General features: G+C 28.9%; 17 protein-coding genes. 6 read left to right on the forward strand and 11 right to left on the reverse strand.

The genetic code is table 11. The annotated features are described in order from the left end of the window. The first annotated feature begins 583 nt into the window (after positions 1 to 583). From CLCOS_RS04395 to CLCOS_RS04420, 6 genes are all read left to right on the forward strand, one after another. Positions 584 to 1,273 carry a response regulator transcription factor gene (locus CLCOS_RS04395; RefSeq protein WP_063602363.1) on the forward strand — a complete coding sequence of 230 codons (690 nt, stop codon included), beginning with the start codon at positions 584 to 586 and terminating at the stop codon, positions 1,271 to 1,273. Positions 1,274 to 1,331: 58 nt separating this feature from the next. Continuing rightward, entirely contained in the window at positions 1,332 to 2,204 is an 873-nt protein-coding gene (locus CLCOS_RS04400) for a sensor histidine kinase (protein ID WP_242867023.1), read from the forward strand. Between the two features lie 231 nt (positions 2,205 to 2,435). Then, positions 2,436 to 3,341 (forward strand): ABC transporter ATP-binding protein, encoded by a 906-nt coding sequence (locus tag CLCOS_RS04405; RefSeq protein ID WP_063602364.1) that lies wholly within the window; start codon positions 2,436 to 2,438, stop codon positions 3,339 to 3,341. Then, positions 3,342 to 4,091, forward strand: coding sequence for an ABC transporter permease (locus CLCOS_RS04410; RefSeq protein WP_063602365.1), 750 nt, complete (start codon positions 3,342 to 3,344; stop codon positions 4,089 to 4,091). Positions 4,092 to 4,112: 21 nt separating this feature from the next. Then, positions 4,113 to 4,862 (forward strand): ABC transporter permease, encoded by a 750-nt coding sequence (locus CLCOS_RS04415; RefSeq protein ID WP_063602366.1) that lies wholly within the window; start codon positions 4,113 to 4,115, stop codon positions 4,860 to 4,862. 12 nt (positions 4,863 to 4,874) lie between these two features. Continuing rightward, the gene (locus tag CLCOS_RS04420) at positions 4,875 to 6,125 is read left to right on the forward strand and encodes a S41 family peptidase (RefSeq protein ID WP_063602367.1); all 1,251 of its coding nucleotides are present in this window, start codon (positions 4,875 to 4,877) and stop codon (positions 6,123 to 6,125) included. Positions 6,126 to 6,202: 77 nt separating this feature from the next. On the opposite strand, the gene CLCOS_RS04425 is transcribed toward CLCOS_RS04420, so the two are convergent. From CLCOS_RS04425 to CLCOS_RS04470, 11 genes are all read right to left on the reverse strand, one after another. Next, positions 6,203 to 9,772 carry a DUF4132 domain-containing protein gene (locus CLCOS_RS04425; RefSeq protein WP_063602368.1) on the reverse strand — a complete coding sequence of 1,190 codons (3,570 nt, stop codon included), beginning with the start codon at positions 9,770 to 9,772 and terminating at the stop codon, positions 6,203 to 6,205. Positions 9,773 to 9,783: 11 nt separating this feature from the next. Continuing rightward, the gene (locus CLCOS_RS04430) at positions 9,784 to 10,104 is read right to left on the reverse strand and encodes a hypothetical protein (RefSeq protein ID WP_063602369.1); all 321 of its coding nucleotides are present in this window, start codon (positions 10,102 to 10,104) and stop codon (positions 9,784 to 9,786) included. A gap of 22 nt (positions 10,105 to 10,126) precedes the next feature. Beyond that, positions 10,127 to 11,803, reverse strand: a complete 1,677-nt coding sequence (locus tag CLCOS_RS04435) for an SWIM zinc finger family protein (protein WP_063602370.1) — start codon at positions 11,801 to 11,803, stop codon at positions 10,127 to 10,129. Continuing rightward, positions 11,779 to 12,915 (reverse strand): VWA domain-containing protein, encoded by a 1,137-nt coding sequence (locus CLCOS_RS04440; protein ID WP_063602371.1) that lies wholly within the window; start codon positions 12,913 to 12,915, stop codon positions 11,779 to 11,781. Before CLCOS_RS04440 ends, CLCOS_RS04435 begins: the two co-directional genes overlap by 25 nt. Before the next feature lie 129 nt (positions 12,916 to 13,044). Further along, positions 13,045 to 13,767 (reverse strand): hypothetical protein, encoded by a 723-nt coding sequence (locus tag CLCOS_RS04445; RefSeq protein ID WP_063602372.1) that lies wholly within the window; start codon positions 13,765 to 13,767, stop codon positions 13,045 to 13,047. A gap of 27 nt (positions 13,768 to 13,794) precedes the next feature. Next, positions 13,795 to 13,932, reverse strand: coding sequence for a hypothetical protein (locus CLCOS_RS22650; protein ID WP_206599423.1), 138 nt, complete (start codon positions 13,930 to 13,932; stop codon positions 13,795 to 13,797). A gap of 32 nt (positions 13,933 to 13,964) precedes the next feature. Continuing rightward, entirely contained in the window at positions 13,965 to 14,195 is a 231-nt protein-coding gene (locus CLCOS_RS04450) for a hypothetical protein (RefSeq protein WP_063602373.1), read from the reverse strand. A 211-nt stretch (positions 14,196 to 14,406) separates the two neighbouring features. After that, entirely contained in the window at positions 14,407 to 15,603 is a 1,197-nt protein-coding gene (locus CLCOS_RS04455) for a hypothetical protein (protein ID WP_063602374.1), read from the reverse strand. 72 nt (positions 15,604 to 15,675) lie between these two features. Beyond that, a complete protein-coding gene (locus CLCOS_RS04460; protein WP_063602375.1) occupies positions 15,676 to 15,870 on the reverse strand; it encodes a hypothetical protein in 195 nt (64 codons plus the stop codon). 2 nt (positions 15,871 to 15,872) lie between these two features. Next, positions 15,873 to 16,016 (reverse strand): hypothetical protein, encoded by a 144-nt coding sequence (locus CLCOS_RS22300; protein ID WP_156496397.1) that lies wholly within the window; start codon positions 16,014 to 16,016, stop codon positions 15,873 to 15,875. 260 nt (positions 16,017 to 16,276) lie between these two features. Beyond that, positions 16,277 to 17,131, reverse strand: coding sequence for a YncE family protein (locus CLCOS_RS04470; protein WP_063602376.1), 855 nt, complete (start codon positions 17,129 to 17,131; stop codon positions 16,277 to 16,279). Positions 17,132 to 17,136 lie beyond the last annotated feature (5 nt).

Below are 17,136 nucleotides of genomic sequence, written 5' to 3' on the forward strand. Positions count from 1 at the left end.
TTACTTTTTTAGCTGCTCTCACAGCTCAAAAGAATTGCTGGTTTATTCTAAATAAGTTGTACTTATATCTTCCTCTGTTTAATTTTCAAGGATCATTTTGCTGTCTCACTTCGACAGCTTTTATAGTTTATCACGTCTTTTTTATTTTGTCAACATCTTTTTTTCTACTAACAAAATATAAATTTACGCGGCTCTCAAGCAACATTTATCAACTGCTCAAGCAACGTATGTAATCTTATCATATTTCTTATAACACCACTGATGTCTTATATTCAAATACTACAAATTATATTGTAAATAATCAATATTTCCCTCTTATACTTAATATTTCGCACATAGATACACCCGGTAGAGATTATACTGATTTTAACCTAATTACAGTGTTTATCCGCTAACTATCCTCTCTAATACTCTCATGCACTCTGTAAAAGCAACTATCATCAGATCAAAGATACCGAGAAGCCTGTTAATAATCATTAGATAAACTTATTTTTGTTTTGAATCGCTACATCATTGAAAAACATATTCCTCTTTTTATATAATAATTGTAGGATTACAAAATTAATGAAACGAGGATATCTAAATGAATATATCTAAAATACTTGTTATAGAGGATGATGAAGAAATAAACAACTTAATCTATAATACTTTAAAAAATGAAAATTATAATATAGTACAAGCTTTTGACGGAAAAGATGCACTTGAGAAATACGACAATACTTTTCAATTGATTATTCTAGATTTAATGCTTCCTTATATAGATGGTATAGAAGTTTTAAGAAAAATACGGGAAAATAGTACTGTACCCGTTATTATTCTTTCCGCTAAAAATGAAGAAACCGATAGAATTATAGGGCTCAGCATGGGTGCTGATGATTATATGATAAAACCATTTTCCACAAGAGAACTTGCAGCTAGAGTCAAAGCTCAGCTTAGAAGATATATATACTACAATAATGTTCATGATAAAAATCCAACTTTAACATATAAATCTTTAAAATTAGATACTTCGAATCATAAGTTCTTTAAAGAAGACAAAGAACTAAACTTGACTCCAAAGGAATTTGAGCTTCTAAAGTTTTTTCTTAAAAATCCTGATAGAGTTTTTACAAAAGCACAAATATTTAATGGAGTTTGGGAAAATGACTATTTGCACGATGATAATACTGTAATGGTACATATTAAGAGGCTTAGGAACAAAATTGAAGATAATCCAAACAACCCTAAATACATAGTTACTGTATGGGGAATAGGATATAAACTTGGTGAATAATATGAGTATATTAAATTGCGTTTTAATATTCATAATAATTTTTCTAATACTTATACTAATGAGCTTTTATAAAAAAGTAAATTATATTTCAATAGTCATTGATCAAATATTAAATGGAAATTTGAATCAAAGGATAAGAACACAAACTCATGTAAGAACTTTAAGTAAACTGATTATAAATATAAATAGGTTGATAAACAGGCTTCAAAAAGTACAGGACAAAAGTAATACAAGTGAAGAATCTCGTAAAAGGATGATATCAAATATATCACATGATTTAAGAACACCACTCACATCAATCCTTGGGTATATAGAACTACTGTTAAATGATACCACCTTAACACTAGCTGAAAAAGAACGTTATATGAAAATAGCTTACAGTAAGGGAATTTACCTCTACAATTTGATAGAAGAATTTTTTGAAATTTCAAAGATGGACTCAAATGACTTCAAACTTGATGTAAAAGAAATAAATATATGTGAAATTGTAAGACAAAACGTATTACTTTTCTTTAGTGAATTTAAAAAGATAAATATTGAACCTGAATTAAAGTTTGAAAAAGATGATGTTTATGCTGTGGCAGATGAAAAATCACTAAACAGAATTTTAGCAAATCTCATAAATAATGCATTAAAGTACGGCTCACATGCCACTAAAATAGGTATTGATTTAAGCTGTGACAATGATAATGTTTTTATTTCCGTATGGGACAATGGACCTGGAATACCTAAAGAAGATTTGCCTTATGTATTTGATAGATTGTATACCGTAGAAAAATCCAGAAAGTTAAATTTAAAAAGCAGTGGATTGGGACTTACAATAGTAAAAAAGTTGGTTGAATCATTAGGTGGAAACATTTTTGTATCCAGCACTCCTTTTGAAAGAACAGAATTTAAATTTACGCTAAAGCAGAATTTAAGAAAATTGTAAGAACTTATTAAATAGCATGTAAGGATTATGTTGTATATTATAGACATAGTCCTTTTTTATTCTATAGAAAATTATACATTTTCTATAGAATAAAAAAATGGGTGCAGGGAAGGTACTTCCCGCCGGTTTAAGGAGGGTGCTCAGACGCATAGAGTCGTCGAAGGGAACCTAGGGTTCCCTAGCGAAATTGACTTTGTCAATTTTTTATTAAATGTTAATGGAGGTATCGTGATGGACGACATTCTTAAAACTTACAATTTAACAAAAGAATTTAAACACTTTTGTGCAGTTAAAAATTTGAATATACACATAAAAAAAGGTGATATATATGGATTTCTTGGACAAAATGGTGCTGGAAAAACTACAACCATAAGAATGATTATGGGACTTATAAAACCGACTTCTGGAGAAATCGAACTTTTTTCTGAGAAAACTTCAAATAGAAAAGTGCTGGAGAGAATAGGTTCAATGATAGAATATCCAGGATTTTATCCAAATCTTACAGCATGTGAAAACTTGGAAATACACAGGCGGATGATGGGAGTCCAGGGTAAGAATTGCATAGATGAAACCTTAAAAGTAGTAGGTATAAGTGATGTTAAAAATAAAAAAGTAAAAGAATTTTCACTTGGTATGAAACAAAGGCTTGGAATTGCAAGGGCACTTTTACATCATCCTGAATTTTTAATATTGGACGAACCAACTAATGGGCTTGATCCTATAGGAATTAAAGAAATAAGAGAACTTATTATAGACTTATGTAAAAAACAAGGTATTACGTTTTTAATATCAAGTCATATATTAAGCGAAGTTCAACAGATGGCAAATAAGATAGGCATAATTCATAAAGGAGAGCTCCTAGAAGAAATATCCTATGACGAACTTCAAAGAAGAAACAGACATTATATAAATATCAAAGTGAATAATGATAAAAAAGCTTCTTTCATCCTTGAAGAAAAACTTGGAATAAAAGATTATGTCATATGGGGAAAAAATAATTTTAGGGTTTATGAAAAGCTTCAGGAAATTTCAAATATAAATAAAGCTTTAGTTTCAAATGATTTACTTGTAGATGAAATATGTTTAAAAGTGGACAGTCTGGAAGATTATTTTATAAAGCTTACAGGAGGCAATTAAATGTTTAATATAGTATACTCTGAATTTTTAAAGCTTAAAAAGTCATATCTAGTAATTATAACTTTAATTTCTGCTATTTTTGTTCCAATACTTGAATGTATACAAGCACTTTCAAACAACTATAGAGGTAGTTCAGAAACACTAAGAAATACTTTATTTATGAATTATAGGGTAAACATAGAAGTGATTTGTTTTCAGTTTTTATATATAGTTTTTTTCTCATTAATAGCAAGTTATGTTTTCTCAAGAGAATTTACAGATAAAACTGCAAATACTTTATTTGTTTATCCATCTTCTAGAATAAAAATTTTCATTGGAAAATTAATTACAGCGTATATAATAATTGCATTTGCATATTTCATTCAATCTATATCCACATATTTGACACTTTATATATCATGGGGAAATTTACTTCCATCTTATCTTATTGTTAAAGATATAGAAGTCAACTTATATTCCATGCTATTTCAGTTTTTGCTAATACCGATTCCAATATTAATTGGGAACTTAACAAAGAACATTATCTTTCCTGTAATATATGGCATACTTGGAGCTGTATCTTCTGCATTTATGATGCTTATGGGCATATATATGCAGGTGGACCCACTCATGCTTCCCGCATTACCCATATACTACTTTTATAAAGGTGATCCAATTGATTATGTGCTTGTAATTTCAAGTACAGTTTTAACTTTTGGTGTATCTATATTTCTATGTTTATATAACTATATTAATGGAGATATAAACTAATTTTAATGGAGGAATTCTAAAATGTTAAATATGATATACTCAGAATTTTTTAAATTGAAAAAGACTTGCATTGCACCTCTTATTTTGATTGGCGGAACAATTATGACAATACTCATGTTTACTGCAAGACATATAACTGAAGTTAACATGTCTTTTGAAAAATATGCTTACAATATAGAACAGACGAATTTTATAATGCTGTTTATAGTATTATTTTCAATAATATCGGCATATGTATTTTCAAGGGAATTTACGGATAAGACAGCTAATGTATTATATGCTTATCCGGCAAGCAAAGTAAAAATTTTCATGTCAAAATTAGTTGTAATATATATATTGATTTTTTTAACATATGTTATCGAAATCATATCAATACCATTAAGCTATTACTTTTTAAATGGAAATTTACCCGAAGTAAATGTTATAACAAAGGATTTAAAAGCAAATATATTATCTATGTTATTTCAATTTTTATTAGTTCCAATTCCTGTATTAATTGCAAACTTGAGCAGGAATATTATAATGCCAATGACTTATGGTATATTAGGCTTTATTTTGTCATGTCTACTTAGGACTCAGTCTTTTTCATATTGTGCAAAATATATTCCACTACTGTCACCATGGCTTTCAGTAGATTATTTTTATTCAAATGCGCATGTTGATTTGGATTATCGTGTTGATTTGAATTATATTACAATTTCAAGTGTTTTGTGTTTTATATTTTTTATAAGTATTTCTATATATGAATTTAACAAAAAAGATATAAACTAAAAGGAGTTAATGATGAATAAATTTATAAAATTAGTTTTTGGCTTTGTACTATTTTCTTTTGCTATAGCTGCTGGGGGATGTGAATCTCAGTATCTAGGAGGAGATAGAAATACTAAGTGGAAAAAAGATTTAAATTATATGCAAAAGGCTCTTCCTAGAAAACATGTAAACCTATTTTTTAAAACAAATGAAGAAAAGTTTAATGATGAAATAAATACACTAAAAAATTCAGTAGATAATTTAAATGATGATGAAATAGCCGCTGGTATCTATAAAATAACTGCATCCATAGGAGATTCACATACATCTGCATACAGGGAAACTTTAAATGCATATCCAATGGAATTTTACTATTTTAAAGAAGGTGTATATGTTATAAATACCACAAGTGAATATAAAAAAGCCCTTTATACAAAGCTTGTGAAAGTTAACGGAAAGGACATAAAAAAGGTTCAAGAAGCCATTTTACCCTTAATAGTAAATGACAATGAAGCAATGATTAAAAAGAGTGTGACGAAATATCTATCGAATCCTGAAATTCTCCACGGCATAAAAGTTACAACTAATTCAAATAAAGCAACTTTTACTTTTGAAGGTAATAATGGAAAAAGTTTTGATTTAAATGTAAGTCCTATGGATAAACACAAAATTGGTGAAAAATTTATTGTAAATGAAAGGTATAATAGTTCATATCCTCTTTATATGCAAAAGGGTAACCTGAATTACTGGTATAAATATTTGAATGATGAAAAAACAGTATATTTTAAATATAATAAGTGCCAAAGTGATGAGGACTCAGGTAAATCCATAGAAGATTTTATAGCTCAAATGTTAAGCTTTATGAATACACATACTGTAGATAAATTTGTAATTGATATGAGAGATAATTCCGGTGGAAGTGATAAATATATACAGCCAATTATAGACTGGCTTAAAAATAAAAAATTAAATAACAAGAACCATCTATTTATCGTAGTTGGAAGGAATACTTTTTCATCTGCAATAGTTGATACTGTGCTATTGAAAAAAGATACTAACGCAACTTTTGTAGGGGAAACTACTAGTGGTAAACCAAATCACTATGGTGCTGTAAAGGAATTTGAACTTTCAAATTCAAAGATGGAAATAAGTTATTCCACACAGTTTAATAAAAGTTCCAATAACAACAGCAGCACTTTTGCACCTGATAAGATAATTGAAATATCAATAAAAGATTACATGAATAAAACTGATCCTGTCTTGAATTACATCTTAAAATTTTAAGGGAATGGGTATAGATTTAGTTTTTACACAAATCTATACCCATTTTCCCTTTCTATGTCCATTGTTTAACAACATTTTTAAAACTTAATTCCAGAACCATTTCTCCAATTTTCATTTACTGTATTGCTTGATGATAATGCACTGCTAACTTGATATAGTATCTCACTAAAATATTTTTCTGGAACTTGGCTTAAGGAAAGTAAATGCTGTTCCTTTATCTCATCATATATGTAACTTCCTCTTTTCACTGTACCTGCATTATAAAATCTCAATATATAAATTGTCGTATCTTCATTTTCATAACCAACAGACAATCCTTCAAACTTCAATTCAACTCCTATGCCCAAGTTGTTATCTTCCTTGTAAAATTCATAGTATCCACCTGCATCCTGAATAGAACCTCTATACCAGCCATAGTTCATTATCTTACCTACAAGCGATAGACCATTTACGATTTTCCCTCCAAATCTATCTACATATTTCATTTTCTTTTCTTCTTCAGTCATAGTAAATACTTCTCTATCAAGCTGTTTAATAGGCTGTACAATTTCATAGTCTTCAAGCTGTTCCTTCCAAAGATTTAAATTCTCTTTAGAAAGTTCAAGAGGATGTACAAGTCCTATACTTGATTTTTCAGGTACTTCAAATTCATCTTCATCTTTAGTATTAAAAGTTCCATCTTCCATATATCTAAATGTATCTACTAATTTTGAATTTTCATAGATTCCCCATATAAGTCCTATTGAAAATTTATGCATAATAGGATTTTCAACAAATAGTTTTATCCATGCTTCTTTTGTCCACTTTCTTTCATTTGAGAGTGCCAAATCCATTCTAGTAGTTTGAACTGAAATTGTATTTTTCAATTGTTTCTTAAATGCTCTAAATTCACTACGTGCTTCCTTTGCTTTTGATTCATCATCTTTTTTTCCTGGTGACGGCAAGTTTTTAAGTTTCTTTTCGTTTTGATCATATACTTCTACACTTAAGTCCGCAGCAAGTCTTACAGTAAACTTTCTACTTCCATAGTCAAATATTCTCTCTCCACTTGCATTAAATCCTAAGTTCGGAACAACTTTATCAGAAAGTTCTTCTCTATCTACTCCCATTTGCTCTGCAGCAAAATCAAGTGCTTCCGCTGCTGCTTTTTTAACCTGCTTGAACTTGAATTTTCTTGAAATGCCATCAACTATTAAAAGTGCAGAAGAACTCCCATTTAAAGCTAGAGCCTTAATTGCCTGACTTGCTATAGCACCTCTTGAATTTTTTGCCCAATCATTAATACATTTTTGCAGCTTCATTACAATTTCTTCTCCACCATAAATTGATGAAAATCCAAGCACCCATCTCTTTTTAGCTTCTGCACCTTTTTCAAGCCACCTATCAAAAACTTCATTTGCAAATAATTTCAAGTCATCTCTATTTAACTCTTGAACAAGTCTGTCTCCATCGACACTCTTGCCTATAGTATTCGATGCTGAATAGCAAAGTAAAACAGCCTTTAAGTAATCTTCTTCACAGTAATTTTCACTTTCTTCTAATCTAACCTTAGATAATGAATCAAACTCAAGCCATGAAAGTGACTTCTTTTTATTGCCTTTAAGTAAATCTTTTATAAATTCCTCACCTTTTAATTTTTCTTTGTCCATACCTTTTTGTTCAATTCCCAAAACCTCCATAAGTAAGGCTCTTATTTTCTGACTCTTTTCAGCCTCCAGAGTATAATTTAAACATTCTTTAATGAGCTTACTTCTTTCTTCTTCAATACCTTCCTCATTTAACCATTTTGATAAAATTCTTATAGCAACTTCTCTTTCTCCCTGTTTCTTGGCCTTAAGCTTATCAAGCACACCTTCCATATATTTAAGATTGCTTGAACTATTTGTAAACAACTCTACTATCTTTTCCTTAACCTTTTTTGAGCCATCTCCAAACTTATCTAAAACTACTTTTATATTTTCTTCCCTTTTCACTTTAAATATATACTCTAAAAATACACATCTTCCATCCGCTGAAATATTATCTATATTTTTAACAACTTCATCTTTATCTTTTACCACAATATCTTTTAAAACAGTATGAAGTGCTGCTGCTTTCCTGCCCATATAATCATAATCATTTATAATATTATCTATAAGTTTCATCTTTGCCAGGACAGGTACACTGTACTTTCTAAGTATATCAAATATTTTATGAAACTTTTCACTGCTGTACTCTGTTCCAGTGTTTCTCTTATAGTCTGATGAAAGTTTTACAATATAATTCTTATAACCAACTGCTGCCATTACTGAAACTACTCTTTCATATAAATTAATACCTCCGCCTAAATTTTTGTATAAAATATTCAATACTTCTATTAATTCATTATTCATTCTCCAATAACTTGTATTTTGGGGTTCTATTGAATATAGTGTATTTTTCACCTCTTCAAAGGAAACATCATCTCGTAAAAATGATTCTACTACACTTATATCCCCTGCATTTACTTTATCTTCCCTAAGAACTTTTGAAAATACATTTATGCAATTTTCCTCAAGAGTTTTTATATAACTTGATTTTTCATCACCATCAAGCATAAATGACATCAAATAATTTTTACTAGCACCCTCCGATAAGCTTATAGCTTCTTCAAAGGACTTCTTATCCTCTTTTAATTTTTTTTTGAGTATTTCTGATGCTGTTTCATTACCTGCAAACTTTTCTGCATACCAGGCAACATGGTATTTTGAAGGTATTTCAAATAACATATCCATATTATTCACAGTATCAGAATAGCAACTTGTAACAGGTAAAATACTATATGCTGAGTTTAAGGCATCTCTAAAATTTACTCTTACAAAAAACTGAAACATCTTCTTTAAAGTTGCAGATTTATCTGCATTTAATGCTGAAAATCCAACTAAAAATTTAAATAGGTAATCACTGTATTTATATCCTTTAACCTCATCAATAATCTTTTCAAGAAGTGCATAATCATTCTTTTCAATGAACTCTTGAATTTTTTTTACCAAATCATCAGGCATTTTGTTATCATAAAGGTTGTCTATAGACTCTATAAAATCATCTTCTATGTCCTTTAAAAATTCATAATACTTATCATTTTTTTCTATACCTTTATATTTGCAATATATTGAGCAGACTACCATTTTTTGATTTACATCTAGGTACTCACAGGCCTTTATTACATCCTCCGGACTTTCCCTACACATGTCATATATTGTTTTAAAATTTTTATTGTCTAATCTACTATAGTCATATGCCAAACGGTTTACATAAACTATAAGAACTATATATTTTTCAACTCCAGCTTTTATAAGTTCATTAACAGTGTATTCAGAAATCCAGTAACTAGATTTAAGTATTACGTAGGTCATACTTGCTTTTCCCATTTTAAACAAGATGTTTATGTATTTTCTTATATATTCATTTGACTTGTATCTTCTTATAGAAGTATATACTTTTGCAGCCTTACTCAATATATCCTTTGAAATCGAGTTAAAGTCAACCTCAGGAAGCATATTTAAAAATTCATCTTCTTGAACTTCATCTTCTAAATAATCTTCTAGAGAACCCAAGACATCCTGTGATACATTTAGTTCCTCAAGTACATCCTCAATTTTATTAAGTAAATGTTCCTTTATATTCACACTATCCACTCCTAGCTGCTTATTTTTGTCTTCAAATTTAATATATTCAATCTCTTTTTACAAATTATACAGTACTCATTTAGTTCACAATATTCTTTAATACATTCACTATAGTTGAAATCAAATGAATGTCTTTTTGATTTCAACTTATCATGTATACTATTTAATTTTTGAGAACCATAACTCATCCCACAGCTTTCTAAAACAAGTCCAAGCCTCAAAAATTCATCTATTACAAAATCACCAGGTGTATTAAATCCACTAAAAAATAATTCTTGAATGTTTTTTTGAACTTCATCTATTACATTAAGTATCTGTTTACATTCATTCATATACTCACCACCAATTTACCATTTATAGTGTTAAATTTTCTACTTCTCCAGTATCACCATAATAAGTTATAGGATAAAATACGAGCTCATCACCATCTATATAAATTCTTCCAAAAATATAATGTGATCTGTTATATTTTATAACTCTTCCAATTCTTCTTATCATGTACTTTGTATCCGATGAAAATTTAATAATAATTTTACTGTAGTTATTAAACTTATCATAAATTGGTACAGAAAATTCTTGAGTTACATCATTAAAATCCATTTCTCCAAATTTATCTATTTGTAAAAATATTAAATTATAATTTTGATCTTTTTCCCTCTTATCTAAAAATATGCTATCTAAAATTTCATTCCAGTTATCATAATCATACTTTTCAGTATTTAATTTTAAAATATTACTTTTACCTATTATTGTCCCACTTGATTCGCTGCTTGAAGATATCCTATTTTGTGAATTAATTTTGCCGTGAATTAGTTTGAAGCTTATATTACTCAATTCCGAAATACTACAATTTAAGTTCCATGGGGCAGATTCATTAAAAGATCTCCTATAATTAACATCGTCATAGTATGTAGGTAATGCATTTGTATAAGTATAAATTTGTCCATTTCTATTTTCTAAAAAATAATATGTAATTCCTTCATAACCAGAATTGCTTTTCCACTTTTCAGCTGCAAACCCATGAAATTCTACAGGTGGAATCTCGTAATATGAACTTTTAAATTCACCAACAAGCAAACTCAATTTATCTAAGTCTTTTATATTTTCAAGTGAAATTGCCCTTGTATAAAGAGATGTTATTTTATTTACTAGATTTTCTTTGACAAAGGAGGCATTTTTATTAAAATAGAGAGAAAATTCCTCTCTAATATCTCTTACACCTTTTTCAAAGTTAGGTAGTTCATAATTATGACATATAACAGCTAAATTATTCAAACTATCCATGATAGTAACTGGCATTCTAGAAAGACCGGCTATAAGCATATCTTCAACTGCAAATTTTATCTTAGATGAAGCCTCTTTTAATTTTTGTTCATCAAAACCTTCTGATGTTTTTGCAAAAGCTTTAAGTTCTCTTAAATTCAAATAGCCTTTTTTCAACTTGTATAAAATTAAAGCTTCAGCTTTGTGTACACATAATTCCTTGGATTTACAACTACATGTTGAGTTTTCAATGTTACCCAAAAACTTCACCAAGGTATTTTCGTCTATAAAATTCACTTCTATAATAGAACCCTCTTTTATTTCAAAATTCACTCCAAATTCTATTCTTTTAATTATGTCATTCAGGTTTTTATCTCCTGTTTTTTTCTTTATTGTATCTATCGAAATTTCTTTTAACTCTAAAAACTTTTCCTCTTCTTCAGATTTATCTTCAGCACCCTGTATATCAAATAACTGTTCCTTATTTTTCATCAAATACAAATAACACATTATGACATGCTTGCATATACTCCTTGACGGACAACTGCATTTATAACCTTTTATGTTTTCATTTATACTACAGGTTATATCATCAAATTTAAATTCAATGCTATTATTCTTTACTTCATATTCTATATTTGAAACTTTGGACAAATCCTTATTTGCTCTCTTTGTAATACCTTTATTGCTGATTCCAACAAGATATTCTGCATCCATGCTGTAAATAAATTTTCCAAGTTCTTTTAAGAAATTATCTTTGCTATCCAATCTGATAACCCCCCCGGTGTCATAGCTGCAACTTCTGCTCCAAGTGAAGCCATTTTTAAAGCAGCATTTTTATCATATGAAGGCGATGCCTCTACATCAAGAGCTGTTAGAATAATAAGCTTTGCTCCACTTTCAACAATGGACTTTGCCTTTGCATACATATTTCCATAACCATATCCCTCATATAAATCTGTAACTAAAACAACCATTGTCCTATGAGGATTTTCAATTAACTTTTCACAATAAGTCATAGCTTTAGTTATATTAGTTCCACCACCAAGCTGTACACTCATAAGTGTTGTAACAGGATCATCAATATATCCACTTAAATCAACTACTTCCGTATCAAATATAATAAGATTTGTTTTAAGCATAGGAAGTTTTGAAAATATACCAGCCATAATTGCACTATGGATTACAGAATCCAGCATAGAACCACTCTCATCTACTGCAATTATTATATTCCATGGGTTGAATTTTCTAACATTTTCATTAAAATATATCTTGTCCACTACAAGTCTCTTTTTATCACAATCATAGTTTTTTAAATTTTTCTTTATAGTTCTTTTAAAATCTATATTTCTAGATGACTTTAAAAGTGTAGATTTATTCTTATTTACCCTACCTGTAATTGATCTTTTAACATCATTTTCAAGTTTCTTTGTTATATCCTCTGCTATCTTTTTTACAATGGACTTGGCAGTATCAAGTACATCACCTTTCATAAGGTGTTTCATCTGTAGTATATTTTTTAAAAGTTCTTTATTAGGTTCTAATTTTTCCAAAACTTCTTTATCAGTTAAAAGTTCCGTAAGATTATACTTTTCAATTGCATGCTTTTCAAGTACTTCAACAGTCTCCTTTGGAAAAAGTTCTCTTATTTTAGTTATCCATTTAGGTACAGTCAAATTTGATGGTGACGTGCTCCCGCTGCTTTTACCTCTCTTAACTCCATCCTTTTCGCTGTATTCTCTTGAATATAAAAAATCCAGTAAATCATCCATTTCCATGTAGTTGATACCTGAATTGCTATCTTCAAATGGAATTTTACCATCTGCATATTTTCCAAGTATCAATCTCCATCTATTTAAGCTGACTAAACTTTCCTTCATAGGTTATCCCTCCTCTTCTGCCATTTTTTTAAATGCTCCACTACATATTGTCCCAAAGTTACCTTAAACTTTATATCTTATTCAATAAGCAGTAATCCTTATTTGTAGAAGATAAGCCCTTAAAACTTTCTAAAATCTATATATTTCATATTTAGGATATCCAACTGCTGTTTTCAATTTATCTCTAAATAATTTTTTAATTAATTTTACTGAAGATGCATAGATAATTTTATTTTCTGTTCCATCCTCATATCTTTGTACAGTTAAGAAAAGCTCCTCATTTTTATCCTTTAAATAGGTACTGCAGCTATCACAAGCCTCATCTATCTGTATCAAAGAATATTCTTTGTTAGCTTTCCATTCATTTAAATTACTTTCCTCAAAGCTTGCTCTAACCCATTGTGGCTGCTTTTCTAAAAAATAATTTTTCACTGCATCTTTCTCAATAAATTTTTCAATTGAATCTGCCAATAGATATGGTTTGTTATCATTATACTCTTTGCCATAAATTCTCCCCTTTGAATCCATTACCATATATATCGATTCATTATAATGAAACATTGCACAAGTAAAATAATATTCCCCATCTATTTCTTCTGCATCTACATAATAGTCATAATCCATTGTACGTGGATTAAACTGAGCACTTATCATTTCTAAAGAAAATCCTTCAGTGGATTTTCCTAATTTATATGATATACCTGCATAAAGCTTTTGAAATCTTAAAGTGCTGTCGTATACTGGATATTTATTATTCTTTAGCACCTTAAATAAAACTTCATCATCTTTAGGTACTTTTTGTTTTTTGGCTTTATTAAGCATATCAATTGCCCTAGTACTTAAATTGCACATTTTACTACCTCTCTTAACTTGACATTATTATATAATATCTTTCAAAGAAATAGGTGAATTAAGATTACTCCCCTTTTCTAAAACCTTATTTCTAATTAAACTTGTTCTTCTTTGAATACTCAATTGATTCGCCCACCTTATAACATTTATTTTTTCTAAATCCATGTTATACAAATTACAAAAAATTAGATAGACTCTTATCCTTTAACTGGAATATGATACATATCAATAAATAAATTTAAATTTCTATTAAGCTCTTTTATTACCTTAAATGCCGGTTCTAAAGTTTCCTCTATACCATCAATAAACAGATCCATATGAAATCTTAAGGTTGTCCCAAACTGTCTTCCATTTGGAGTTACTGGCGGCAATGCAAATGGTCTTAATTGAATTTTAGTCCCTCCTCTAGCACTATCCCTAAATGACAAAAACTGTATCTGAATTTATCCATGCATCCTCATAATCCATAGCATCTTCATAATCATAAAAACGTATAAATACATCTATTTCATTATCTTTTCTCTTTAAATTTCTTAAAAACTTTTCAAATTCTTTTGATGATAAATTTACGAAAGTATTAGCGAGAATGATACAGTTTGGAAATCCATTGTATCCTGGTGTTCTATATACAATAACTACTTAATTAAATAATTTTTTTAAGAATCCTTTAAAGCCCCTTTCATTATTTTCAACCTTAATTTTCATTTCCACTTTTTCATCTTTCTCTATTACTTTAGAACTTTCATTATTTCTACTAGCTTGTTCAATTTTTCTTTTTTCCAAAACTATCTTATCTAAATACTCTTCAACTTCAGCTTCATTTAACCTTGATATAATTGAAACTTGTGGTTTCAGTGCATCGTGTAGAGGTGAAAAGTATGCTCTATCCCAAATACGTTCTTTTAATAAATTATCTCCAATTAAAATTATCCTTTCACCCAAAATAGGTGGTGTATGCTTTGGTATTAATTCTCCATACACCCACTGCTCAAGCGGTACATTTTTGCTTAATGTTTTATCTAAACTAAGAGCAGACCATATGTAATATCCAAATATAGCCTTATCCTCTGCTTTTTCAGAACTATCAGGAATTACTGCAGCTCTTGCAACATCTACTGCAGTTTTATTTAATAAACCTTTATCTAAGACTAGTTCATCACTAACCTTTTCTATAAATTCTCCTTGAAGTAAAGTAAAAAAGTGAAAATAGTTTTGCACTCCGTCTACTTTAATCTTATATCCTTTCTTTTTATCTGGATGTATTACAGTCATTTCTAAATTATCTGTAAGTTCCATTATTTTTTGAATGTAATATATGTTTTTTACCACATCAGTAGTGACAATACTTAATAAAATTGGCATATCTTTATCATTTTTTAGTTTTTCTCTTTCCAGCGAATTTCTTGAAAGCATTGTCATAGCTGCCGTTATTAAATAATCTATAATTTGATAACTTACGTAAACCTTCACTCTTCTATGTAAATCTTTCTCTTCTTCTTTTTTTGCTATGCTTCCTGCTATCCATATTAAAGTTTCTTTCATTTTTTCAATTACATGAGAAATTACTATATCTTGATTGCCTCCGAATTCAACTAATACACCACACACATGACAAAGAAGGTTTGCCTTAAGGTCATTATAGGTATTAAATTCTTTTGATATTTGTGACAGCACAGCATCTATTTCACTTTTATTTCTGTCACAATACTTAACTAATTCCAAAATCTCACTTTTATAAAAAAAGTTATTTTCGTCTTTTATATCTCCAATCTTTTCAAATCCTTCTTTCATAAATCTTGTAAAGTTATCCATTATCTCATTTAATTTGCTATCCATTCATTCTTCTCCATTCTTTAGTATCCTAATCTGCCTATTATCATCTTAAGTTTTTCTTTTCAAAATTAACCATTAACTCTTATTTCCAATACATTCATAATAATCTTCAGCATCCCATTCCTCTTCTATTTCAAAAGGATAAAAACTAAATTCTAATTTGCGCTCTTCTTCGTTAAATAAAAACCAAGACTTATCTGCATAAACTACTCTTGGTTCAAAATTTTCATAAAAGCTTATTATATCCTTAGGTACTTTATAGTTTTTCAAGGTTAAGAGTTCACCATCTTCTTCATAAAATACTGATGACCAATAACTAAAAAATTATATGAATCTGTTAGCGGCTTTAATTTTTCCTTATCTAAACAAGGTGAAAATACATCATCTATGTTACTCTTATCAAAACCAATCTTCACTTTTAAAAGGTTCAGCTTTTGAATCTTTTAATGAGTTTTCAATAGAATATATATACCCAAATGGTAAATCAACCTTTGAATATTCAGCATAAAACTCTCTTAAAGCTTTAGGTACTAACGATAAGGTCTTTTATCATAGGTACTTTTAGTAAGTTCTACCTTATCTCCATATACCTCAAGCATTGCCTCCATATATTTGCTAATTCTGCTCATTACAAATCTCTCCTTTACATAATTATCTTTTGAAATCTTATAACAAATTAAAATTTAATTTTTTTGATGACATCAGCTCCAGCTTCATTCAACTGAAACACTCTTCCACTTCCAGAAATAATTTGTTCTGATTCTCTAATAAAAGCATATGAAAATCCCTCATCTAAATCATGTGCATACTTTAAATCCCCTGTTCCAGCATTATAACAATAAACTACATAATACGGTGCTGTTCTTGGAGAATTATATTTATATACTATTCCACAAACATAGTTATATTTCTTTAAATATGAAATACTTACAAAATGCTCATTCTTATTGTTATCTGCTTTCCACATAAGTAATCCATTAGTATTATATACATATAATCCTTCACCAACAGTTGAACATGCAAAACCATTTGGTAAACAGTATACATCTAAAATTAATTTTTCTTTCTTTGTTTCTATCCTGTAGTTATTATATTTTATATAATAATCATTCATAATTAGATTACTGCCATATTTGTTATATATAATGTTTCTTGCTCCATTTATTTTAGATATTATTTTCCCATCTACTAAATCTAGTACAAATGTTTGATTCTCATTATTACTCACAGATAAATTTTCATCGTTTCCAGTAAATCTTATTCTCTGAATATGTTTAATCTCTTTAATATTCCAGATAATTTCTCCACTTTTTGCATCATATAATGTTACCCCAAACCTGTTATAAGCTGCATCTGCACAAAACTTACCATTATCAGATATAGCCAAACGTTTTCCACCTGATCCATACTTTGTTTTTAAATCTATAATTTTTGTATATGTCCGCATATTCCATACTTGAGTATCCTTCTCAAAGTCCCCTGCAATAACATAATTTCCATCTATTGAGGAATACAATTCGTAAACTTTCATTATTT

The organism is Clostridium coskatii (assembly GCF_001675205.1).
In the GTDB taxonomy this organism is placed as follows: Bacteria; Bacillota; Clostridia; order Clostridiales; family Clostridiaceae; genus Clostridium_B; species Clostridium_B ljungdahlii.